Raw genomic sequence first — 22268 nt, forward strand, 5'->3', positions numbered from 1 at the left:
CTCGCCCTGGTTGAGTGAAGGCCGTTGGCGCTGGGGCCAGCGCCTCGGCTGGCTGCTGGTCTTGCTGCCGCTACTCATCCTGCTGCCGCAGGTGCTGGGCAGCACCGACCGGGTGCGCCTGCGCAATGCTCTGGTGCTGGATGAGTCGGTCAATCCGGCCATCGACTGGCCGGCGAGTGCGCCGCCGCCCAGCTTCAAACGTGAGCAGGCGCCGGCCTCGGCGGTGTTTGTGGAGCAGGTGCGCAAGCTCGGCCTGGCCGAATTGCCCGGGCCCTGGGAGCGCTCGCTGGCGATTGCCTCCCATTTGTTGAGCTCGGCGCCGGTGCTCACCGGTGGCCCGATCCAAAGCGATCTGCAACGCACCTACCAGCGCATCGTTCAGGACGGCGAAGGCTATTGCGGCGATTTCGTGCGCAGCTTCATGGCCCTGGCCCATGCCGCAAAGATCCCTACGCGCAGCTGGGGTTTTGCCTTTGACGGCTTTGGCGGTCACGGCCACATCTGGGTGGAGATCTGGAACGAGCCCTTGGCTCGCTGGCAGCTGCTGGATGTGTTCAATAACGTCTATTTCAGCCGGAGCCAGGGGCCGCTGTCGGCGCATGAGGTGCGCGCCGCCTTGCTGGCCCGTGATGCCGAGCTGCGCATGCTGCCCATCGCGCCCAAGGCCCGCCCAGGCTATGTCGAGGACGCCAAGGCCTGGGAGTACTACCACCGCGGCGAGACCCAATGGTTCCAGTGGCTGGGCGACAACCTCGAGAGCTACGACCGCGAGCCGGCCGTGCGCATCACCGGCTCACTCTCGCGCAGCCTGGAGCAGTTCGCCGCCATCGCTACGGGCGTCTATCCCGGCATGGCGATCTGGCCCATGGCCGAGAGCCAGGCGGCGCATGCGCACCTGCGCCGTCTGAAGACGGCCTTGCCTTTGCTGGGCCTGAGTCTGGCGGCAGGCCTGGTCCTGCTGCTCCTCAGCGCCTTGCGCTTGCGCCGCCTGCGTCCGGCCTTGCAGGCTTGGTCACGTGAACACGGCCATGTGCTGCTGGTTGGGCCGCTGCCGCCGCCCGCCGGCGGCATGGCCAACCAGTGCGAACAACTCCTGCGCCTGCTCAAGGCCGAGGGTGTGCAGGTTCGCCTGCTGCGCAACAACCCACCGTACCGGCCGGCCTGGACGGGCCGTGTGCCCGTGCTCCGTGCGGTTGTTCGTTTGCTGGCTTATGTGCTGGCGGCTCGTCGTGAGATTCGCGGTGCGCGCGTGGTCCACATCATGGCCAACTCGGGTTGGGCCTGGCATTTGTTCGTGCTGCCGGTCGCGCGCCTGGCGCTGGGCCGTGGCGTGCCCTTGATCATCAACTACCGGGGTGGCCTGGCTGATGAGTTCCTCAGCCAGGGGCCGGCCCATGTGCGGCGCCTGCTTTCACGGGCCGATTTGCGCGTCACGCCCTCGGCCTTTTTGCAGCGTGTGTTTGCCAAGCATGGCCTGAGCGCCGAGATCATTCCCAACATCATCGACCTCTCTCGCTTCAAGGCCAAGACGCCTGCGGTGGCTGCGAGCGCACCGGTGCTGCTGGTGGCGCGCAACCTGGAGCCGATTTACGACAACGCCACCGCGATTCGCGCCTTTGCTCGCGTGCGTGAGCAGTTCCCGGCGGCGCGGCTGATCGTGGCCGGGGAGGGGCCGGAGCGCGCCGCTCTGCAGCAGCTGTGCGAACAGCTGCAGATCGCCGCTGCGGTCGAGTTTGCCGGGCGTGTCAACAATGCCGACATGCCCACGCTCTACCAGCGCGCCGACCTGGCCCTCAATGCCAGCACCGTGGACAACATGCCCATCTCCATCTTGGAGGCCTTCGCCAGCGGGGTGCCGGTGGTGAGCACGGATGCTGGTGGCATACCCGATTTGCTGGAGTCGGGCCGCACCGGCCTGCTGGTGCCCATCGGCGATGCCGAGGCCATGGCCGCAGCGGCGCTGCGGCTGCTGCAGGACCTGGATCTGGCCCGGCGTTTCAGCTTGGCGGCCCACGCCGAGGCGCAGCGCTACGCCTGGTCAGCAGTCAAGCCGCTCTGGCTGGCGGCCTATGACCGTGCGGGCCTGGCCCGGCAAGCCGCTGTGGCGCCGTTTCCTTCCGCCTCTGCCTGAGCCGAGAGAACCGTGAACCTCTACACCGATCTTTGTTCCCATCTGCTCTTCCCTTTGCATGAGAGGCTGAAGAGGCATGACAGCGTGGCGCGCTTGCGCCTGCTGGAGCGCAGCCAGTGGCTGTCGCCAGCAGAGCTGCAGGCCCTGCAACTCGCCCGTCTGCGCGAATTCCTGGGTGATGTGGGGCGTCACGTGCCTTACTACCGCCAGCTTTTCAAGGAGCTCAGCTTCGACCCGGCAGCCCTGCAGAGCGTGGCCGATCTGCAAAAGCTGCCCTGCCTGGACAAGCCCTTGATCCGAGCCCATCAGGACGCGCTCAAGGCCGAAGACCACGGCGTGCTGAGCCGCTACAACACCGGTGGGTCCTCGGGCGAGCCCCTGATCTTTTACATGGGCAAGGCTCGCAAGAGCCATGATGTGGCGGCCAAATGGCGCGCCACGCGCTGGTGGAATGTGGACATCGGCGACCCCGAGATCGTGGTCTGGGGCAGCCCGATCGAGCTGGGCGCGCAGGACCGTGTGCGCCGCCTGCGAGACGGGCTGATGCGCAGCCATCTGCTGCCCGCTTTCGAGATGAGCGAGGCCAAGCTGGACGCCTTTGTCGCCGACATCCGCCGCATTCGACCGGCCATGCTGTTTGGCTACCCGTCCAGCCTGTCCCTGATCGCGGCCCATGCCATGAAGCGCGGCGTGAGCATGCGCGATCTCGGCATCCGCGTGGCCTTTGTCACCTCGGAGCGGCTCTACGAAGAGCAGCGCCGCCTGATCTCGGAGGCCTTCGCCTGCCCGGTGGCCAATGGCTATGGTGCACGCGACGCCGGGTTCATCGCCCACCAATGCCCGGCCGGCAGCCTGCACATCAGCGCCGAAGACATGATTGTCGAGACCTTGGATCCTCAGGGTCAGCCGGTGGCCGAGGGCGAGATTGGCGAGATCGTCGTCACCCACATGGCCACGCGCGATTTCCCCTTCATCCGCTACCGCACCGGCGATATGGGCGTGCTGGGCAGCCAGGCTTGCGGCTGCGGCCGCGGCTTGCCGGTGTTGAAAGAGGTGCATGGCCGCAGCACCGATTTCGTGGTGGCGCAGAACGGCACCATCATGCACGGCCTGGCCTTGATCTACACGGTGCGCGATCTGCCCGGCGTCGAGAAGTTCCGCATCGAACAGCTGAGCCTGGATCACACCCAGGTGCAGGTGGTGCGTAACGCTGAATTTGATCCGGCTGGCGTGCAACGCATCGAGGACGATTTCCGGCGCAGGCTGGGTGCGGCGGTGCGCGTCGAAGTGCTGCTGGTGGACGACATCCCGGCCGAAGCTTCCGGAAAATTCCGCTACGTGATCAGCCGCGTCAAGGCTTTTGCATCTTGAGCCTGAGCTGACCACAAAGCCCCAGGCCATTGGAACCACACTGACATGCTCACGAAACTGGCTTACAGCCTGCTCTCGCCCGCCGGCGCCCGCGGGCGATTGACCATCCTGACCTTGCACCGCGTGCTGCCGCAAGCGGATGACATCTTCCCGGGCGAGGTGGACGCTGCGCGTTTCCGCGAGATCCTGGGCTGGCTGAATGACTGGGCCCATGTCATGCCGCTGGACGAAGCGGCCGAACGCCTGGCCCGTGGCAGCCTGCCGGCGCGAGCCTGCGTGCTGACGTTTGACGATGGCTATGAGGACAATGTCTCGGTGGCCCTGCCCATCTTGCAAGAGTTCCGCATGCCAGCCACCTTCTTCATCGCCACCGGCTTTCTCGGACAGGGGCGCATGTGGAACGACCGCATCATCGAGGCCATCCGGCATGCGCCGGCGGGCGCCTTGGACCTGAGTACGGTCACCGGCGATGAGCGTTCCCGCTTTCAGATCGGCGATGCCAGCAGCCGACGTCAGGCCATTGATGCGCTGCTCGGCGTGATCAAGTACCGCGTGCCGGATGAGCGTGTGCAGTGCGTCGCCGCGATCGAGACCCTGTGCGGCGGTGCCCACGATCAGGCCTTGATGATGGGCGATGCCGGCATCCGCCAGCTGCGAGCCGCCGGCATGCAGATTGGCGCGCACACGGTCAACCACCCCATCCTGGCCACGCTCGATGCGGCCGGTATGCGACGCGAGATCGGTGACAGCAAGGACTATCTCGAAGCGGTGCTGCGTGAGCCGGTGCGCCTGTTTGCCTATCCCAATGGCAAGCCGGGCCAGGACTACAACGCCGACAGCGTGGCTCAGGTCAAGGATCTGGGCTTCCTGGCTGCGGTCAGCACGGTTTGGGGCGCGGCGCGCCAGGGCGACTCGATGTTCGAGTTGCCCCGTTTCACGCCCTGGGATACGAGCCGTTTCCGCTACCGCAGCCGCATCGTCGAAAACCTGATCCGCCACTGAGGCCCACATGATTGCCTTGCGCCGCAGCCTGCTTTCCAACGCGGCGCTTTGCGCTTTCTCGTCTTTTGAAGGCGCATCGTTCTGGCGCCTCTGGGCGCGCCCGGGCTTGTGCGCTGCCGTGCTGCTGCAGACTTTGGTTTGGCCGAATCAGGCCGTGGCGCAGTTGCCCGCCAGTGCCGGGCCCGGTCTGGTGATCGGTGATGGCGAGGCGGGCCCGAGTTGCGCCTTTCTCACCGGCATGGGCGAGATCCGTTGGCAGCACCCGGGCGGCGACTGGCTCGATGCCCAGGGCAAACCGCAGGGCGACCGCGCCTTCTCGCAGATCAAGCTGCAGCGCGGCATGGGCAGGCCTTTTGTGGAGATGGACCTCAGCAGCCTGGTGCAGCGCTGGCAGGCGACGCCCAGCCTGCCTCGCGTGGTTCTGCTGCGCGCCCTGGGTGCGGCCGGGGCCGGTGACATCGTCGACTTCCACAGCAAGGAGTCACCCGACCGTGCGGCTCGCCCCATGCTCAAGCTGGAGTTGGAGGATGGCAGCCGTTTGCGACTGAGCCCGGCGGCCGATACCTTCACCGATTGCAGCAGCCTGAGCAGCCTGGGCCAGCGCCCGGAGCTCAAGTTGGGCGGCGGCCGGCATGTGCTGCTGCGCTTTGACATTCCCGAGGCGGCCAAGGTCAAGAAAGCCGTGCTCATGCTGACCTCAGACCAGCAATACGGCAGTGCCTTCATCGATATCGGCAGCTTTGCGCTCTATCCCAGCTATGCCCGGCCCGCGCAGATGCAGGAAGGGCTGGCGGCCAAGTACCCGGGCGACCAAGGCATCGCCTCCCACCCCGAAGTCTTGTTCAGCGCTGACTTCGAAGTTTCGGACTGGCTGCGCCAGTTTGGCGGCTGGGTGCTGCGAGGTGACGGCGGCGTGATCGGGCCGCAAGACTCCGCCCCTGGGTTTCAAGCCCTGTCGGGCCGGGCCCTCAAGGTGCGTATCGCCAAGGGTGAGAACCTGGGCCTGGATCTGCGCTACAAGTTCAGCGCACGTGGGCAGGCGGAGCCGGAGGACGTCTATTTCCGCTACTACCTGCGCCTGGGCCGCGACTGGCAGCCGGTGCTCGATGGCGGCAAGCTGCCCGGCATCGCAGGCACCTACGGGAAGGCCGGCTGGGGGCGGCGCAAGGCCGACGGCAGCAATGGCTGGTCGCTGCGTGGTGGCTTCGCCAAGCGCCCGGTAGGCGACCGTTCTGTGGCTGAGCTCAATGCCTTGAACTTCTATGCCTATCACGCCGACATGAAGGACGAGACGGGTGATCCCTGGGACTGGTCACAGGGCCCAACCGGCCTGGTGCGCAATGAGCGCTGGTATTGCATCGAGCAGCGTGTGAAGCTCAACCAACCGGGCAAGTCGGATGGGATTGTTGAGGCCTGGATTGATGGTCAGCAGGTCATGAAGCGCAGCGGTGTGCGCCTGCGCGACACCAAGCGTCTGGCCATTGAAGAGGTCTGGTTCGATGTCTACCACGGCGGGGTGTCACCCGCGCCGCAGGACATGCACCTGTTCATCGACAACGTGGTGATTGCGCGCAGTTACATCGGCCCCATGCGGAAGCATCCCGGCGTCCAACCCTGAGCGGCGGCCCAAGCCTGCAAATCCGTTCCGGCGTTCAACGGCCGGACAGGTTGCCGGCCGTTGTGGCGCTTGCGGGTTCCGGCGCCTGCGCCAGGGCCTTCTTCACCATGTGGTCGGCCATCATGACAATGGCGCACAGGTAGTAGGGCAGGTCGAAGTGCACCAGAGTCAGGAAAGCCCCGCCGACGGCAAACCCGAGCAAGCTGGCCTGGGTCATGCGCATCAGCAGAGGCATCCAGGACTGCAACTCCGGAATCTTCGACGCGGCAGTAGACACGCCACTGGCACGAACCCAAGTCACCACGCCGAGCAGCAGAAACAAGGCCAGGCCCGGGAAGCCGTGCTCACCCAGGGCCTGGAAGTAGATGCTGTGGGCCACCAGCACCTGCCCACCTGCGAAGTCATAACCTCCCACTTCCATGGCGGGACCGTAGAGCCGGAACACCAGCGGGTTGTCGGTGCGGAAACCAGCGCCGACAAAGGGGCGATCGAGGGCGCAATTCCACAAGGTGGTCCAGGTGTAGAGGCGCGACATGGCGGAGCCGTCGGCCTTGAAGTCCTGGATGGTGTTCATGCGCTGGTTCCAGCTGTCGGGCATGAAGATGATGGCGATGGTGAGTACCACGCCGATGCCCATCAAGGTCAACACGGGCCGGCGACTCTTCAGGCCCAGCATGCAGGCCATGGTCACGATGGCCAGCAAGGCTCCGCGTGACTGGGTGCCTAGCACGCACAAAATGCTGATCAGGCCCGAGAACAACAGGCCGCGGCGCAGCCAGCGGCGTTCGGTGATTTGGTACAGGTAGAACAGCAGGGGCAGGATGATGACCAGGGCCACGCCGATCTCGTTGTTGCCCTCGATGATGCCGCCCGATGGGCCCCAGACACGGCCGCTGCCGCCACTGGTGATGGTGAAGATTCCGCCTTTGACCCCGTAGAAAGCCAGCGAGCCCACCAAGGTCCAGACCAGCACCTCCAGCTGCTTGCGCTCGTGGATGAGCGCAATCGCCAGCATGACCATGAAGTGGATCTTGAGCACCGTGATCAGCTGTTCCATCACCAGCGCCGAGCTGTTCAGCGCAAAGATCGAGGTGACGAACATCCAGGCGATGAAAAGCAGATAGACCGTTTTGACGCTGCTCTTGGGCCAGGCCATCTTGGGCCGCATCGCGACGATACCGATCAAGGTGCAGATCGCCACAATCATGGCGAAGGGCAAGCCGCGCGCGAAGCCATAGGCCAAGCGGTAGGGGATCATCATGGCCAGCCAGACCCACACCACGGTGCCGGTCCAGGGACGCTTGATCACCATGGGCAACAGGCCCAGGATGATCGCGGTGATGATGATGTCTCTCATGGCAGTGGCCAGGCGCCCGGGGCGCGTGCGGGGTTCTTCAAGTTCGGCTCAGGCCCGCAAGCTCAGGGCGCACTGAGGCGGTAGTTGGGCTTGTGCTGCTCCAGCCATTGTTCCAGCATCATCAGGATCCAGACCATCTCGCCGTAGTAGCCCGGGTAGGCCGGCAACTGCTCGTTGAGCAGGGTGTGGATGTAGTCGGCGCGCACCAGACCACGCTCGACCAGGGCGTCCAGCGAGCGACGCGCCAGCTTTTGAAGTCCGGGGTTCTTGACCGTCCAGACGCCGAAGGGCAGGCCAAACCCCTGCTTGCGCTTGGTGATGATTTCATCCGGCAGGAAGCCGCGCAGGGCTTCCTTGAAGAACCAGCGCAGCTTCTGGCCCCGCAGCTTGAAGTTGCTGGGCAGCTGCAGGGAGAAATCCAGCAAGCCTTGGTCGAGCATGGGGAAGCCCACCGACACCCCGGCCAAGCTGGTGGCAGCTCGCACTTTGGGCAGGTCGCTTTCGCCGAGGGTGTAGCGCCAGTCGTAGGCCAGTTCGCGGTTCAATTCGCTGCAGGGCTGCGGGGTGGCGCGCCAGGTCTGGCGCTGGTGTTCCAGCGGTGCGTTCAGGTCCAGCTGGGCCAGCAGGGCCGGGCTGAGCACCTGCTCCGGGCCGACACGAGTAATCAGGTTGTAGTTGCGCAGGCGGTCGGGCATGGGCTGCTTGGCCTGGCGCACATAGCTGCCGCCTTTGCGCACCAGGGGGATGCGGCTCAAGGCGCTGTTGCCCACGATGGGCTCGATCAGGCCGGATCGCAGGATGCTGGGCACCTGCTCGTAAAAACCGAACAGGCGCTGGGTGGCATAACGCGAATTACCCCCGTACAGCTCGTCGCCGCCGTCGCCGGCGAGCAGGCGGGTCACACCGTCGTCCTTGGCCATCTTGGCGCAGTAGAAGGCGGGCAGCACCGAGGAATTGCCGAAAGGCTGGTCCAGATGGGCGGCCATGGCCGGGATGCTGCGCACGAGATCGTCCGGGGTGACGTAATACTCGTGATGCTCGGTGCCGAAATGGCGCGCCGCGAGGCGGGCGTACTCCATCTCGTCATAGCCCTCGGCATCAAAGCCGATGGAGTAGCTGGCGGCGCCCGAGGGGCTGGCGCGCATCAGCATGCCGGCCACGGTCGAGCTGTCGGTGCCGCCGCTCAGGAAACAGGCAGCCTTGCTGCCATCAAACTGGCGCTGCACCGATTGCTGCAGCAGACGCAGGAATTCCTGCTTGCCAGCCTCAAAGCTCAGTGACTTGTTTTCGTGGAACTCGGGCTGCCAGAACGGCTTGACCTCCAGCCGACCCTGATCGAACCAGGCGTAGTGCCCGGGCGGCAGGCGATAGATGCCTTTGTAAATGGTGCGGGGCGAGGGAATGCAGTGAAAGTACAGATAGTCAAACAGGGCCTGCGGGTCGAGTTCGCAGGCCTCATCGGCCAGGGTATCGGCCCGTTCGGCAAAGTGCAACTGGCCGTCCACCACCCGGTAGCACAGGCTGTAGGTCGCGAATCGGTCCTGGGCCATGAAGACCTGGCCTTGCTCGGTTCGCAATGCCACAGCGAAGTCACCTTCAGCCTCTTTCGCGGCCGTGGCCGGGCCCTGCTTCAGCGCAAGCAACCATGCCGAGGCCAAACCGGTCGCTTGGTGTGCGGCCTGAACGCTGGAGTTCTTGAAACGGGGCTGGCCGAGCACAATGGGCTGAAGCGAATGGGCAGTTGTTTCCATTGGTGACAAAAAGAGTGTGAGCGCGGCTGTGTTTCGGCCGAAAGGCGTGACTATAGTGGGCGCCCTTGGATACTCAACACCTCAATCAGGGCGTCTGGGGAAAAATGTGCGTCTGCACGCTCAAGGGAAAGCATTGATTTGAAGCCAGTGATTGAAATTGTGAGTGACCTCGGTGTCGTGAGCAGGGCCGACTCAGAACTGATGGGTTCGGCCGAAGATCGAAGCGCCGATGAACGGAGCGCGGAAGACCGTCGCCTGTTCCTGCGATCATCTCTGGCTGCCTTGGGCGGTCTGTCGCTGAGTGCTTGTGGTGGCGGCGGGGGCGGGGAGGCTGATGTGGCGCCTAAGCCCGCGCCAGCACCTGCGCCGGCCCCGATCCCTGCGCCCAGCCCCGCACCATCGCCGACGCCCGCTCCGACACCTGCGCCGGTGCCAGCGCCGGCTCCTGAGCCCAAGCCGGCCCCGACGCCTGCTCCTGTGCCAGCACCTGCACCGGGTGAACTGCCTCAGTTCCTTTCCTACGATGGTGGCAGCGGCCCCAACAATACTTACTGGAGCGAGCGCCTCAAGCTGGGCTGGTTGAACTTCCGTGTCGGCGATTGGCTGGATGCCAAACAAGTGGCCCAGGGCGGCGAGCCCTATGCCACGGCCAGTGTCGCCGTAGGCTGGGTTCAGCTCGATGCGGCTGCTTTGGTCAAGCGCTGGATGGCGCAGGGCGCGAATCGCGGCTTCTATTTGCGCACCAACCAGGACTGGTCATTCCATTTCGCTGGGCGAGACCACAGCGATGCCAGTTTGAAACCCGTGCTCGAAGTTGTGACCGATACCGGCACTTATGTGCTTCCCTGTATTTGCAATGCGGCTTGGAGCCCATCTTCTTCCGCTAGCAAGAACACCCGCAGCAAATTCGAAGTGTCCAAGACCAATTGGTTTGCGGCGCTTCAATTTGATTTGAGTGGGGTGAGCGGTCAAGTGAGCAAGGCCACCATCAAGTTGTATTGCCTGGAACTCAAGTATCCGGGCAGCATTTACGCCTTTGAGCTGAATCCCCCCACGTTCCGGATCGGTGGCGGCAGTGGCACGGCGCAGCCCGGGATTGCTGCCAAGTATCCCGGTGATCAAGGCATCGAGAAACATGGCTCGGTTTTGTTCGCCAGCGATTTCTCCGTACTCGATCGCACGCGTTGGCAGGCCGGAGACATGTCGCCTGGCTTCAGCCAGGTGCAAGAGTCGCCGGCCACCGGGACCTATGTTCGTGGCGTGATCGCCAAAGGCATGTTGAAAGGCGGTGACTTGCAGCGCAATGTGGTCAGCGGCGGCGCCAAGGGCGTGCCCACTGGTGTCGAGACCCGGCTGTTTGCCCGTTACATGGTCTACCTGGAAAAGGACTGGGGCTCGACCTTGCAGGCCAACAAGATGCCCGGTTGGGATGGCCGCTTCGGTTGGTGGAACACGGCAGGCAATGGCTATTGGCAGTCCACCACCGGCAACGGTGGCTCGCCCGGTACGGGCCGCAAAGTTGCAAACAAAAGCACCGGTGGCTGGACCTATGAGGGCTGCTCCATGCGCGGCCTCGGCGGCATGGCCAGCAAGGACGGCAATCCCTACGACGGCCTGTTCACCATGGCCAACTACATGTATCACCTCGACCAGGCCTCGGCCTTTGGCGAGGATTGCTACTGGCCGGGCGTGGTCTTGAGCAAGGAGCGCTGGTTCTCGATCGAACATGAGATCGTCATGAACACCATCAGCGGTCCTTACGACGAACTGGGCAATGGTGTCGCCAACCGCGACGGCCAGTACCGGGTCTGGGTGGATGGCGTGCTGGCCTGGGAGCGCACCAACTTGCGTTGGCGCTGCCACCCTGAGATGGGCGTCCAGGGCTTCTGGCTCGACTGGTACCACGGTGGTACCGAAGCTGCCGCCGCAGATATGCACTTCCGAATGAACTCGGTCGTGATTGCGCGGGAGTACATCGGGCCGCGCAGCGCGGCCTGAGCTTGAGCCTTGCGCAGGCAAGGGGGGGCTTCCCCCTTGCTGCGCCGCGTCGCCCGGTTGGGACTGTCAGCTCAGGCGCAATACTTGCAGGGCTTCGGTGGTGCTGCTCAGTCGAATGGCTACATCAGCGCCGGCCAAGCGTGCGATGCGAAAACGACCCCAGGTGCCGTGCTGATGGCCGAGCAAGGCGGCCGGCCCGGCTTGCCGGCTGACGCGCCAATTCCGGCCTTCGAGACCGTCAATTCGATAGAGGCCGCCGTCCTTCGCATTGCTTTGCACCCAGATGCAGGCTCGGCTGTGGTCGTAGTGCATGCCGGCATTGGCCAGAGCTCCGTCGTCTGCGAGTGTGCTGGGGTTGAAGTCCAGGTGTGAACCGTCGCTGGAGCTCAGACTCAACGGCTCATGGTAGGTGGTCCAGTTGCTGGCTTGCGCGTCCAGAGCCTGACCATGGCGCACTCGGATGCCGCGTGCATCGCCAAACAGGCAGACCTGTTCGCGTCGCTCGCGCAACAAGGTCCAGCTCCGGTTGGCATAGGGCAAGGCGGTGCTGGAGCTGATGGCATTGAAGCTCAGGCGCCCCAAGCTCTGGGTGCTCCAATCGGTCGCCTCGCTGGCCGCCAGTTCAAATCTGAAATGGGCAAAGCTGTCGTGCGGCCCGTAGATGGCGCCGCCGTCCAGAAAGGCCGTGCAGTAGGACCAGTTCGCGCTGTCCCGTGTGGGATTGAACCAATGTGCGATGGAGTACTGGCCCGAGTCCAGGTTGACGATGGCTCGCGCGTTGCCAGGGCAGAACAAGCCGCCTGCGTTGGCTCCTGCGCCGGGCAGCCCCGGAGGAATCCACACCAGACCGTCGTAGCTGTGGATGGCGGCGGGAACTCCGTTGCGCAGCGGCATATTGGTCGCGTTGCCCGAGGAACGAGGCACGATTTCACCTTGGCTGAAATCCCAGCTTTGCACCATGTCGAGCGGCGCGCGATTGACGACGCGCCTGAACTGCATCTGTGCCGCATTCAAGGCATAGATGCCGGTCTCGCATTCATGGGTGTCGCCATGGCCGCCGCCGCTGATGTACATGATCTGGTTCTGATGGTCCCAGGCTGCTCCGCCCCAGGCGGCCACGATGTTCGGGCTGGCATCCCCGCTGCTGGCCTTGGCCTTCGGGTAGCGTGGGGTCTCGATCACGCGGTCCAGGACGGCGTCGCTGACGAAGAACCACCGCATCGTCGGCAGCTGGGCCCAGTCGCTGGCGAGAACGCGACCATCGGCATCGCGTGTGGGCGACCAGGTCGCGCCCTTGATCTGAAGTGGCGGTGGCGGCGCCGGGCTTGGCACTGCATTGCCATCGCCGCCGCCACCGCCACCACCGCAAGCCGTGAGCCCGGTACCGAGGACGGGCGCCGCGCCCAGGCCGAGGAGGGACTGCACAAACTCCCGGCGTGGCAGGCGTGATTTCATGGGGGGCTTGTCCAATTCAGGCGGGCGAGCGAGGTACGTGCTTGGCGTGTTCACGGGGCTCGATGCGTTGGCGTGAGGTTAAGCGCTTGCGGGCTACGCCTCAGTGTTTGAGAGCTTCGGCAATGGACTCGGCCCAGAGCTGTGCCGCAGCCTCTTGGCCAGCGCCCGAAAAGTGGCAGCCATCCCGTCGCAGCGAGATGTCGGTCAATGTGTCTGTATCCGGTCCCAGGCGCAGTTGGGCGTGGGCTTTGCTCAAGGCCAGCAGTGCCGCACGGATCGCCACCGGACCCTCATCCGCGCGCCGGCTGGCAGCGCTCGCCTTGGGATCGAACTCGCAGTGGGTGGAGCGGGCCAGCAAGACCGGTGCTTGAATCCCCGCGTTCTGCAACTGGGTGAGCAGCCGTTGCCAGGCATGCTGATAGTTGGTGCTTGTCGTGCCCGCCAAGGCATCGGCTTCGCCTTGTTGCCAGAGCACCAGATCAGGGGTCCAGCCGGCCGCTTTCAGCGCGTGAAGCTCCCGCTGCAATGCCCGATTCAGAGGACTGCTGGGACGGCTCCAGTCTTCGATGGTGGTGGATTGCACCGCCATCACCGCCAATTGGGGCGTTCGCATCAAGCCTTGTTGTTGCAGGGCTTGCGGCAGGCGACTCCAAATGCTGCGACCATCGCCGCTGGCGCCTGGCAAGGGGTCTTGGGTCCACAGGCATTGTGAGCCGTGTTGGACTTGCACCCAGCGTGGCAGCAAGGCTTGACGGGGGGGCTGCGGACCATGGTTGCCGGCATTGGATTGCCCAAGAATCAACAGCTTGAGCGGAGCTGCCGTCGTGCCGCCGAGATCGTCATCACAAGGTCGGCTGTGGGCTGCTGGCTGTGCCCGACCCATCAGTTCGCTGTTCAGCCAAGCGTCACGCCGGCTTTGCTTCAGCCATTGAAGAGCTAAGCTGGCGCACAGGGCGATCAGGGCCAGGAGGATCAGCAGACCAGCGGCCCACATGGATTTGCGCCGGCGAGGCCGCGAGTTCTGGATGTCCCGCGCGCCTTGTTCGACCGCGAGGTCAACGGTTGAGGGCTTCAAGTGCAAATTCAGACGGAGCGAGGTGAGGCCGTGTGCCCTTGCTGCCTTTGCGCCCAGCGGCGCCGAATGGCGGCCATGGCTGGGCGCTCAACCCATTGGGTGATCAGGTGGGCCAATGCTAGGCTGAAGAGCAGGGCCAGGGCCACGACCACATCGATGGGCATGCCGCGGGCGAGCAACTGGTTCATCAACACCCAACCGATGTTCTCGTGCAGCAGATAGAGCGGATAGGAAATGGCGCCCAGCCAGCCCAGCAGACGCAGGCGCAACATGGGCAAGTGCCCCAAGGCCGCTGCATGGACCACCAGCGTCAAACTGGCGGCCAGCACAGCCATGTGCCAACCTTCGCCCCAGGCGATGGTCAGCAGGGCCAGCAGCACCGAAATGGCAATGCTGCGCTTCAGGGCCGGTGCAGGAGTTGTCGTCGGTTCAGCCAGTTGGGTCAGCTGGCGCACGCAGATGCCCAGCGCAAACCAAGGCGCCGTGCCCAGGAACAGGGCGCGATGAAGGATCCAGGGCAGATCGATGCTCAGGAACTGCGCGCATGCCAGGTACACCAGCTTGATCGAAAGCAGCACTGCGATGGCCCGGTGCACGGCTGACAACTGTCCGACCCGGTACAAGGTGAACATGGCGATGTAGAACAACATCTCCACCTCTAGCGTCCAGTAGACGCCGTCGACATGCGGAATGTGGGCGAAGCCGTGCAACATGACGACATTGGCCGCGGCCTGCCAGGCGCTGACCTCTTTGCCGGGCAAGCCGAAGATGCTGACCACAGTGAATGTCAGGGCAATCGCCAGCCAATAGGACGGGAACAAGCGGCTGAAGCGCGAGACCACGAAATCCATGGGCTGACGGCAACGGTCCAGAGTCATGAAGATGACGAAGCCGCTGATGATGAAGAACAGATTGACGCCCAGATGACCCCATGGCACTGAAAAGCTTGCCGCGGTGGCTGGCGTAAACAGCTTTTGATGCTGGGTGGTGTAGTGAAAGAACACCACCGCCAGTGCGGCCAGGCCGCGCAGGGCGTCGACCTGGTCCAGGCGTGTCGGTGCAGCGGCGGCACGGGCGGTCGAGCTCATCAGGCAGCGTGCTTTCTCAGCTTGAGTTTCTGGGCCAATGCCCCTCCCAGCGTGCTGAATTCGAGCCATAGCGGGTGTTTGAACGCGCGAATCGCCAGCAGCCAGACCGGGACGGACAGGCCTGCTGCGGCCAGCAGCAGGCGCACGAAGTTGTCCGCATTCAAAGGCACGGCCTGCAGCAGCAGCCATGCGGGAATGAAGCTCAGCACCGCCACCATGGCGCTGCTGCGGCAAGCTTCAAACAGGTGTTGAAGTCGGAAACCAACGATCTTGTGCAAAAGGGCATGCGACAGCGCGCCAGTGGCCAAGGCGGCAAGCAGCAAACCCCAGCAGGCTCCCACCAGACCGAATGGAATCACCAACGCCAAGGCGGCCAGTCGGAAACATTGAGTGGCGAATTGCAGCTTGGTCGCCAGGTCGATGCGGCCCTGGGCAATCAGCATTTCACCGGCCAGGTAGTAGGGCAGTTCGGCCGCGGCCACCAGGCACAAGATTTGCGCCAGCGGCACACTGTCCAGCCATTGCGAACCGTAAAGAATGCGGATGGCCGAATAGGCCAGCAAGCCGATGAAAAGAAAAAAGGGCCAGCCGATGCCGGTCAACAGGGCCAGGGCCTTGATATAGCCGGTCTTGGCATCTTCACCGGCGCGGGCCGCGCGGGCGAAGTAGGGCAGGCAAATCGGCATGACCGCGCGCAAGACCGTGCGGTTGAAAATTTCCATCAAGCCATTGGCCCGGCTGTAGAAGGCCACGGCCGCCATATCGAGCACACGTCCGATCACGGCCTCCGGCGCGCTGCGGCCGGCTTGTGAGAACAAGTAGATGCCCGTGGCCTGTTTGCCAAATCGGATGACCTCGCCGATGCCCTTGAGCCCTGGCCAACGGGGCATGCTGGCTGGTCGCATGAAGTTGGCCAAAGCCACGGTCCAGACGATGGAGGCCAGCGAGGACCAGGCCATGCTCATATAGCCCAGGCCGCCCAGCGCACAGGCCATGACCACGATGAAACCGACGATATTGGCGCTGATATTGACCAGGAAGATCGGCCGGTAGTTCATGTCGCGCCGGAAGCAGGCCATGGTCACGGCGCCAAAAGGCACCAACAGAAAATTCAGCGAAAGCACCCGCAAAACGTCGGTCACTCCGTCTTGGCGATAGAACTCTCCGACCCAGCTGCTGCCGAAGAAAAGCAAAGCGGCCATCAGCCAAGACACGCCGATATTGGCTGCCAGCGAGGCCCGGATCTTGTCCGCGGTCAGCTCTTTCTCCTGGATCAGGTACTCAGCCACGCCGAAGTCCCGAAATGTGGAGGCCAGGCTGGACAGCACCGCAGCGACGGCAAAGATGCCGATCTCAGTCGGATTCAAGAGCCGGGAAATGACCAGGGTGCTCAGCAATTGCAGCACCACGCCCAGATAGTTGTCGGCCAGTGAGTAAGCCAGGGAGCGACGGACAGTGGTCATCGGGAAAACGCAATCTCGTGGGCAGACATGGCCATGGGCGACGTCAGCGGCTGCGACCAGCGTCGCTGGCAGAGCCGCTGGGCGCGGAGGCAGTGGCATCGGCGGCCGTCGCGGACGAGGCCGCCGCTGGGGATGGGTAGGGGGTCACCTTGGACGGATCACCGCCCAGGCGACGGTAGAAGTTGCGCAACTCCGGGGCATCCGGAGCGTGGCGCAACCCTTCTTCGATCAATTCGCGTGCCGCATCCTTCTGGCCCGCCTTGACCAGCACCTCTGCCCAGCCGGTGTAGGCCGGCGGGTAGCCTGGCTTGATCTGGCGTGCGTTGTCGTAGGCGTCAAAGGCCTTGCTGAAGTTCTCCAACTGCAAAGCGGCGTCGCCGATGCGTGCGTACACCTCAGGCTTCAGGCGGAAGTCGGCCGAGGCATTGTTGATGACGTACTCCAGGTCGTTGAGCGCGGTCGTCACCAAGTGGGCACGTTTTTCCTTGTTGGGTGTCATGCTGGCGCGTCGCAGGCTGACCAAGGCCCAGCAGTAGTGGTGCACATGCTTGAAGGTCTCGCCCATCCGCGCGCCCCAGTACGCCCATTTGGGATGGGAAAAGGAGTAGACCGGGTAATTCAGGCGGTCTTGGCAAAAATCGGGCAGCAGGGCGATTTCTCCGGCCGTGAAGTTGCCTTGCTCTGCGCTGTGCGCGGGTGCCTGGAGCGTCAGGCACAAGAGCGTAGCGACCATCAAAACGCGGTGAGGGCGGCGGTGTGGGGTGACGCTGGATGAGGGCATGGCGGGCATTCAAGCATTGTCAGGGAGGTTGGTCGTCTGCGTTGCAGCATCTTCCGGAGCTTTGCGTAGTCTTTGCCAGGCCTGTTGCAGGCGCGCCAGCCAGGGGCGCAGCCACGTGGCCAGGCGATCTCGTACATGGAGCTTGAGACCGGGCCAGGTCTTCGGGTTGTAGGCCACCCAACCCCAACGTTCGCGCCGCTGACTGAGCCAGCGCTTCTTGTAGGGGTCGTCGCCAATCAGGTAGTCGACTTCCTTGACCTGGTCGATGTCGATCACATGCTTCATGACCTCGGCGGTCAGAACACTGCCGGGCGCAAAGCGCTTGTACTCTTCGTCGTATGCCACCTTGTAGATGTCGGCACGACCATGGGACGACAGCCACAGCTGGGCGGCAATCGGGGTGTCGCCATGCCAGGCCAGGCCGAGGCGCAGCCAACCGCGCTGGGCACAACGGCGCATCAGGTTCGGGATGAAATCAGGGTAGGGCTCGGGCTTCTTCCAGCTGCGCGCATAGACCGAGGCAAAGGCCTCCAGGCCGCGCTCGAGGTCGGCTGGGTCAGTGATCACCTCAAGCCGCCCTTGTTCTTGCAGCAGCTTCTTGCGCATGCGTCGGACTGTGCCGCGCAGACTGGTGCTCAGCTGATCCACAAAGGCATCACCGCTGATCGTGATGGTCTGGAACCAATTGCCAAAGCAAAAATATGGGTGAGTCTTGAGTCCAGCCTGGCGCATGCCTTCGCCCAGCATGCGGTAGGCATCCGAGTCGCGATCGAGCGGCGCGAAGTACATGGCGTAGATCTCGGGTCGTTCGGCCAAGATCATGCGGAACAAATGAGTGATGTCCGTGACCTGGGCCTCGGGTGCCAGGACCGGGGCGTACAACGCGGTGTAGTAATTGCCCAGTGCCACCAGCCGGCCATGGCGCGGTGCCAAGTCCATTTCCATGCGCACCGGCAGCACGATCAGCGCCTTGCCCTGACGGCGCAGCACGTAAAAGCCGGGGGCGTCTTCGGCCGTCATCACCGTGTCCAGCAGCACCTGGTACCAATCCGAGCTGAACTGTGCAGACTGGCGTTCGGATTGGGCCATCAGGGCCTTCACATCGTCCGGGAAGTCGGTAGGCCGCTTGTAGAACTCCAGCGAGGCTTCTGCCTGGGGCAGGCTGGGGTCGAGCAGGCTGGGTGTGAAGCAACGCCTGATCTGGCGCGCGGCGCTGAAGGTTCTGGCTATCAAGGCGTGGCGATACAGGCTGAAATGGAGGATGAGCCGAGACTCGCTGCCCCAGGACAAAAGATCCTGATCGGCATTGGTGTAGAACTCAATTCGGCGCCCCGGATAGCGCTGGTGCAGATTCCTAATGACAAACATCAGCAGTATCCTTCCCGGTGCAAGTCTGGCATAGGCCTCGGCGTAGGTGGTTTTGAGAAAAACCACCGATTCATTGCGCAGGATGACCAGGCGCGAGGCGACCAAATCGGCCCCGAACCACATCTCGAACACCAGCGCTTTGCCCAGCTGGGCAAACTCTCGCATGATCTCGCGGTAGAAGTGGCCTTGCTGGTTGTCAGCGCTGAGGGCTGTTCCCGTGCTGCCTTTCCATCCGCGTGATTCAAGCTCGGCATAACGAAGCACTGCCGCGTCGATGTCCTGCGCCTGATCGACCACCCGAAAATCTGGCTGCAAGCCCTCTTCCTGGGTGCGTCGCTCATAGCGGCGCATATTGCTGATGAGTTTTTTGTGCCGCGAAGCCCAGTAGCTCTCGAAACTGCCCGTCATCGGAATGGCGATGGTTCGGGCATGTTCAAGCGAACGGCTGGCAGCGCGCGGGTTGGCCTCGAGGCCAGCGGTTTGGGTGAATCCGGTGTCGATGCACATCAGATCCAGGGCCCAGGCAGGAGCGGGCAGATGGGCCAGCAGGTCTTGGGCCGCAGCCAGATCGGGTAGCAAGGCCGGCGCGATTTGGGCCTGGCTTGGCAGAAACGTGGCCCAGGTGCCGAAGTCTCGGCGGCGCAGCACCAGCATGGCATCGGCCTTGCCGTCTTGGCGGCGGATGCAGAGCAACTCGCTTCCGTTTCCAAAGTGTTTGAGCAATTGGTTGACGAACCCGCTCCAGAGCATGGGGTGGGCACGGAAGCTTTGGCGGTTCAGCTCATCCCACTCCACGCTGAAATCGCCGAGCGCATGTCGAAGCGGGTGACAGCTCCAGCTGCCGCTCATGGTCGGGCTCCTTGCCGCGACAGGCAAGCATGCAGGGTACGGCTCATCCAGTGCCACTGCGCTTCGCTCAAGCCTTGATGGCAGGGCAGGTGCAGCAGGCCCAGTCGATAGCGGCGCGCCGTGCTGCATTCCGAGGCCAGTTCGTCATCCCAGCGCCAGATCGGCAGGCCGGCATGCTTGAGTCGGGCAAAGTGGAGTTCAGGCGCCTCCAGCAGCACCGGAAACATATAAGGCACACAGGTTTCGGGCAGGCTTGCGTGCAGGGGCCGGAGCCAGGGCAACTCAGCGCACAGGTTCAGCCAGCGACGGAAGTTCTCGCGCCGCCGAGCCGCCACTGGGGCCAAGGCACTGCGAGCCAGAATGAAGCTGGAGATGGGCAGTTGGTAGCTGCCTTCATCGGTGGGGAGGTAATGGGATGAAATGCCGACGCAATCTTCTTCCCATTCCCGGGCCGGCGTAGCCGCAGCGGTCAACTGCGGATCGGGCTCGACAAAGCGCGGCGCCTGTGCAGGACCTGCCGCCAGCTCGCGCAGCAACTGAGCCACCTGTCGCCAGCCCTGGCGGCCTCGGCGGGGCGTTTCGATGTTTGCCGCGATCGGGCCCTCTGGGCGGGTCCAGAGCAGGCCCATCTCGGGCACGGGGATGAACTTGTAGGGACTGGAAACCGCGTAATCGCCGTGCATGCCGATGCCTTCGGGCAGTGCTCCGGGCCCCAGTGCCAGGCAGTGCGAGCAGTCTTCGATCAAGCTGAGTTGATGGGTCTCGCACAGGGCGCGTACCGCTTGCATCAGCTCGGGCGATTGGGCAAAGCCAAAGAAGTGGGTCAACAGCAGACAGCCGCCGCGCAGGTCTCGGCTTTGCAGCAGAGCCTGGAGCGCAGGCAAGTCAACGGCAAGATCGGGGCGCAAGGCGTAGAGCGCGATGTCAGCGCCCAGACGCAGGGCCGGGTCCACCATGGTCGGGCAGTGGTAGCTCGGGGCCAGCAAGGTGCGACCAGGCGCGAGCCCTGCGCGCCGACAGGCCTCGAACAATGCGTAGCGGCCACGCAGAAAGACTTGGGTGCGTGTCGGGTCAAGCCTCACTCCCTCTTGCCGCCACCAACTGATTTGCTTGCGGTCAACCGGCGCCAGCATGGGCACGGCGGCGCGCGGGAAGCGGCAAGGGCTGGCGTCGAAGCGCAAGCGACGCAACACAGGCCGCGGTGGACTCTCGGGCACCGAGTTCATGGGTGTGCCCGTGCGTCGAGCGGGGTCTTGCTGGAGACCTGGCGCAGCCAGTCAGCCGTCAGCTGGGCCACCTGATCGCGAGCAGCCGCGTTCGAAAAGGTGTGGTCTGCTTCGGTCAGATCGGCGCGCGTCACATAAGTTGCCTGGAGAAGACCCTGCCAGCCGGCGTCGGCCTGGGCATGTTCCAGGAACTCTTTGGCCGTCAGGTCCCGGCCGCTCAAGATTAGCAGCAAGGGCGAATTCAGCTGGCGCCAGGCGGTTGCCATTTCCACTTGAAAACTCAGGCTCGTGGCAGCCTTGGCTGCGCCTGCCGCTCGCGCACGGCGCAGGTTGCCGAGCAGATCGCGCAGAGCCGCGCCTGCAACGCGGCCACTGAGTAGCTTCTTCCAGAACTCCGGCTGCTTGAGTCGGTCCAGGTAGTAATGCTTGACGGTGGCCTTGGCCAGGCTCGCCTCGGAACGCACCCAGGGATTGAGCAGGCAAAGGCCGGCCAGACGGGTGTCACGACGGCGCTGCCAGTACATCAGCGCGGCCGAAGCGGCATCGCACAAGCCCCAGATCACCAGGCGCTGCGCGCCCGGGCAGGCCGCCTGGAAGGCGTCGAGGGCAGCGCCGATGTCGGCCGTGATCTGTTTGAAATCATGCAGCTCGCCACTGCTGTCGCCCATGCCTCGGTGGTCGAAGCGCAGCACGGGAAAGCCCTGGCGCGCCAGTTCACGGCTCAGCAGGGTGAACTGGCGATGGCTGCCCGCTCGATACTGGGGCCCCCCGACCACGATCAGCACGCCCAGCGCCTGCGCTGTGACTTCTGCCGGCGGCAGGGTCAGCACCGCCTGCAGGGTTTGCCCCTCACAGGTGAAGGTCAGTGCCTGTTGAAGGTAGGACTTGCTGGTCACCGTGCTCATGCCATCAGCTCTCGGGTGACGGTCAACAGCTCCGGCGCGTCCTCGATCTCGGTCGTCTGCCAGAAGGAAGGGCCGAGTGCCAAGGCGCTGCGCATGGCGTAACCCTGGTTCTGCCATTGGCCGATCATGGTTTGAGAGGCGGGGCTCAGCTCCGTCGCGCTGCGTGAAATCTCGATCCAGGCCACGCGGGGCTGGCTGTCAAGCTTGCGCGGCGGTGGCTTGAGGCTGGCGGTTTCAAGGCCATGCGCCACGCCTGGTGGCAGGCGATAACCTGCGATTTCGACGCAGTCGCCTTGCGTCAAGGTCTGGCGGACCTGTTCCGCCAAGCCTTTTTGCTGGCCGTCCATCATGGCGGCGGCCGTCTTCAATCGAATGAACTGCTGCAGCACCAGCTTGCCTTGAGTGCTCGGCTGCCAGAAGAGGAAATGGCAGGCTTCGTCCAGGGCTTCGGCCACTGCCGGCGCGAGCAGGCAGCCGGCGCGCAGACCCCAGAGCGTCAGCGGGGCCTCGCGGCCCACTTGCGTGTTGAGGTATTCGACCCCGAGCAGGCAGTCCTGGATCCAGCCCTGCCAGGAGGCATCGCCAAAATCGCCATCGCTGTCGCCGCAGCCCTGCAAATCGATTTGCAGCACGGCGTAGCCGGCTTCGGCCAGCGCCCGCGCTTGCAGGGCGGCCATGCGCCGGCTTTTGTTCATCTCCTCCGCGAACGGCGGGAGGTAGAGCACGCGCCCGCGAAGCGGGCCCACAGGCCGGTGAAGCAAGGCATAGCGCTGGTCGGCGCTATGAGGGGCATCCAGGAATACGGCGTGCGGCGCGCTCATGCAGGCGTG

The 22268-nt window shown here is 64.2% G+C and carries 16 protein-coding genes; 5 read left to right on the plus strand and 11 right to left on the minus strand.

Annotated elements, in window-relative coordinates:
* Window positions 1-10: 10 nt before the first annotated feature.
* The 4 genes from C1O66_RS22595 to C1O66_RS22610 are packed head-to-tail and all read left to right on the plus strand — an operon-like array spanning window position 11 to window position 6122.
* Window positions 11-2131 (plus strand): glycosyltransferase, encoded by a 2121-nt coding sequence (locus C1O66_RS22595; protein ID WP_165794745.1) that lies wholly within the window; start codon window positions 11-13, stop codon window positions 2129-2131.
* A gap of 12 nt (window positions 2132-2143) precedes the next feature.
* A complete protein-coding gene (locus tag C1O66_RS22600) occupies window positions 2144-3502 on the plus strand; it encodes a phenylacetate--CoA ligase family protein (RefSeq protein ID WP_102770247.1) in 1359 nt (452 codons plus the stop codon).
* Window positions 3503-3547: 45 nt separating this feature from the next.
* Window positions 3548-4504: a polysaccharide deacetylase family protein gene (locus C1O66_RS22605; RefSeq protein ID WP_102770248.1), complete on the plus strand. Its 957-nt coding sequence runs from the start codon at window positions 3548-3550 to the stop codon at window positions 4502-4504.
* 7 nt (window positions 4505-4511) lie between these two features.
* Complete coding sequence (locus C1O66_RS22610) at window positions 4512-6122, plus strand: polysaccharide lyase (RefSeq protein ID WP_102770249.1); 1611 nt, start codon at window positions 4512-4514, stop codon at window positions 6120-6122.
* Between the two features lie 34 nt (window positions 6123-6156).
* Here the strand turns inward: C1O66_RS22610 and C1O66_RS22615 are convergent, their stop codons facing one another.
* Window positions 6157-7479 carry a putative O-glycosylation ligase, exosortase A system-associated gene (locus tag C1O66_RS22615; protein ID WP_102770250.1) on the minus strand — a complete coding sequence of 441 codons (1323 nt, stop codon included), beginning with the start codon at window positions 7477-7479 and terminating at the stop codon, window positions 6157-6159.
* Between the two features lie 62 nt (window positions 7480-7541).
* Window positions 7542-9062, minus strand: a complete 1521-nt coding sequence (locus C1O66_RS22620) for an asparagine synthetase B family protein (RefSeq protein ID WP_243392933.1) — start codon at window positions 9060-9062, stop codon at window positions 7542-7544.
* A 645-nt stretch (window positions 9063-9707) separates the two neighbouring features.
* Here C1O66_RS22620 and C1O66_RS24150 point away from each other — a divergent pair.
* The gene (locus C1O66_RS24150) at window positions 9708-11228 is read left to right on the plus strand and encodes a hypothetical protein (RefSeq protein ID WP_207796059.1); all 1521 of its coding nucleotides are present in this window, start codon (window positions 9708-9710) and stop codon (window positions 11226-11228) included.
* A gap of 66 nt (window positions 11229-11294) precedes the next feature.
* Here the strand turns inward: C1O66_RS24150 and C1O66_RS22630 are convergent, their stop codons facing one another.
* From C1O66_RS22630 to C1O66_RS22665, 9 genes are all read right to left on the minus strand, one after another.
* Complete coding sequence (locus C1O66_RS22630; protein WP_102770252.1) at window positions 11295-12683, minus strand: hypothetical protein; 1389 nt, start codon at window positions 12681-12683, stop codon at window positions 11295-11297.
* Between the two features lie 100 nt (window positions 12684-12783).
* Window positions 12784-13677 carry a sialate O-acetylesterase gene (locus C1O66_RS22635; protein WP_102770253.1) on the minus strand — a complete coding sequence of 298 codons (894 nt, stop codon included), beginning with the start codon at window positions 13675-13677 and terminating at the stop codon, window positions 12784-12786.
* A gap of 89 nt (window positions 13678-13766) precedes the next feature.
* Window positions 13767-14846 (minus strand): acyltransferase family protein, encoded by a 1080-nt coding sequence (locus C1O66_RS22640; RefSeq protein ID WP_165794746.1) that lies wholly within the window; start codon window positions 14844-14846, stop codon window positions 13767-13769.
* Window positions 14846-16309 (minus strand): lipopolysaccharide biosynthesis protein, encoded by a 1464-nt coding sequence (locus C1O66_RS22645; protein WP_165794747.1) that lies wholly within the window; start codon window positions 16307-16309, stop codon window positions 14846-14848. The genes C1O66_RS22640 and C1O66_RS22645 overlap by 1 nt, the downstream gene beginning before the upstream one ends.
* Before the next feature lie 43 nt (window positions 16310-16352).
* A complete protein-coding gene (locus tag C1O66_RS22650) occupies window positions 16353-17090 on the minus strand; it encodes a tetratricopeptide repeat protein (protein ID WP_165794748.1) in 738 nt (245 codons plus the stop codon).
* Window positions 17091-17099: 9 nt separating this feature from the next.
* The gene (locus tag C1O66_RS22655; RefSeq protein WP_165794749.1) at window positions 17100-19307 is read right to left on the minus strand and encodes a GNAT family N-acetyltransferase; all 2208 of its coding nucleotides are present in this window, start codon (window positions 19305-19307) and stop codon (window positions 17100-17102) included.
* Window positions 19304-20533 (minus strand): DegT/DnrJ/EryC1/StrS family aminotransferase, encoded by a 1230-nt coding sequence (locus C1O66_RS23450; protein ID WP_108724360.1) that lies wholly within the window; start codon window positions 20531-20533, stop codon window positions 19304-19306. The genes C1O66_RS22655 and C1O66_RS23450 overlap by 4 nt, the downstream gene beginning before the upstream one ends.
* Entirely contained in the window at window positions 20530-21438 is a 909-nt protein-coding gene (locus C1O66_RS22660; protein WP_102770258.1) for a hydrolase 1, exosortase A system-associated, read from the minus strand. The genes C1O66_RS23450 and C1O66_RS22660 overlap by 4 nt, the downstream gene beginning before the upstream one ends.
* The gene (locus C1O66_RS22665) at window positions 21435-22259 is read right to left on the minus strand and encodes a hydrolase 2, exosortase A system-associated (RefSeq protein ID WP_102770259.1); all 825 of its coding nucleotides are present in this window, start codon (window positions 22257-22259) and stop codon (window positions 21435-21437) included. Before C1O66_RS22665 ends, C1O66_RS22660 begins: the two co-directional genes overlap by 4 nt.
* Window positions 22260-22268 lie beyond the last annotated feature (9 nt).

It is taken from the genome of Paucibacter aquatile (assembly GCF_002885975.1).
GTDB classification, from domain to species: Bacteria; Pseudomonadota; Gammaproteobacteria; order Burkholderiales; family Burkholderiaceae_C; genus Paucibacter_A; species Paucibacter_A aquatilis.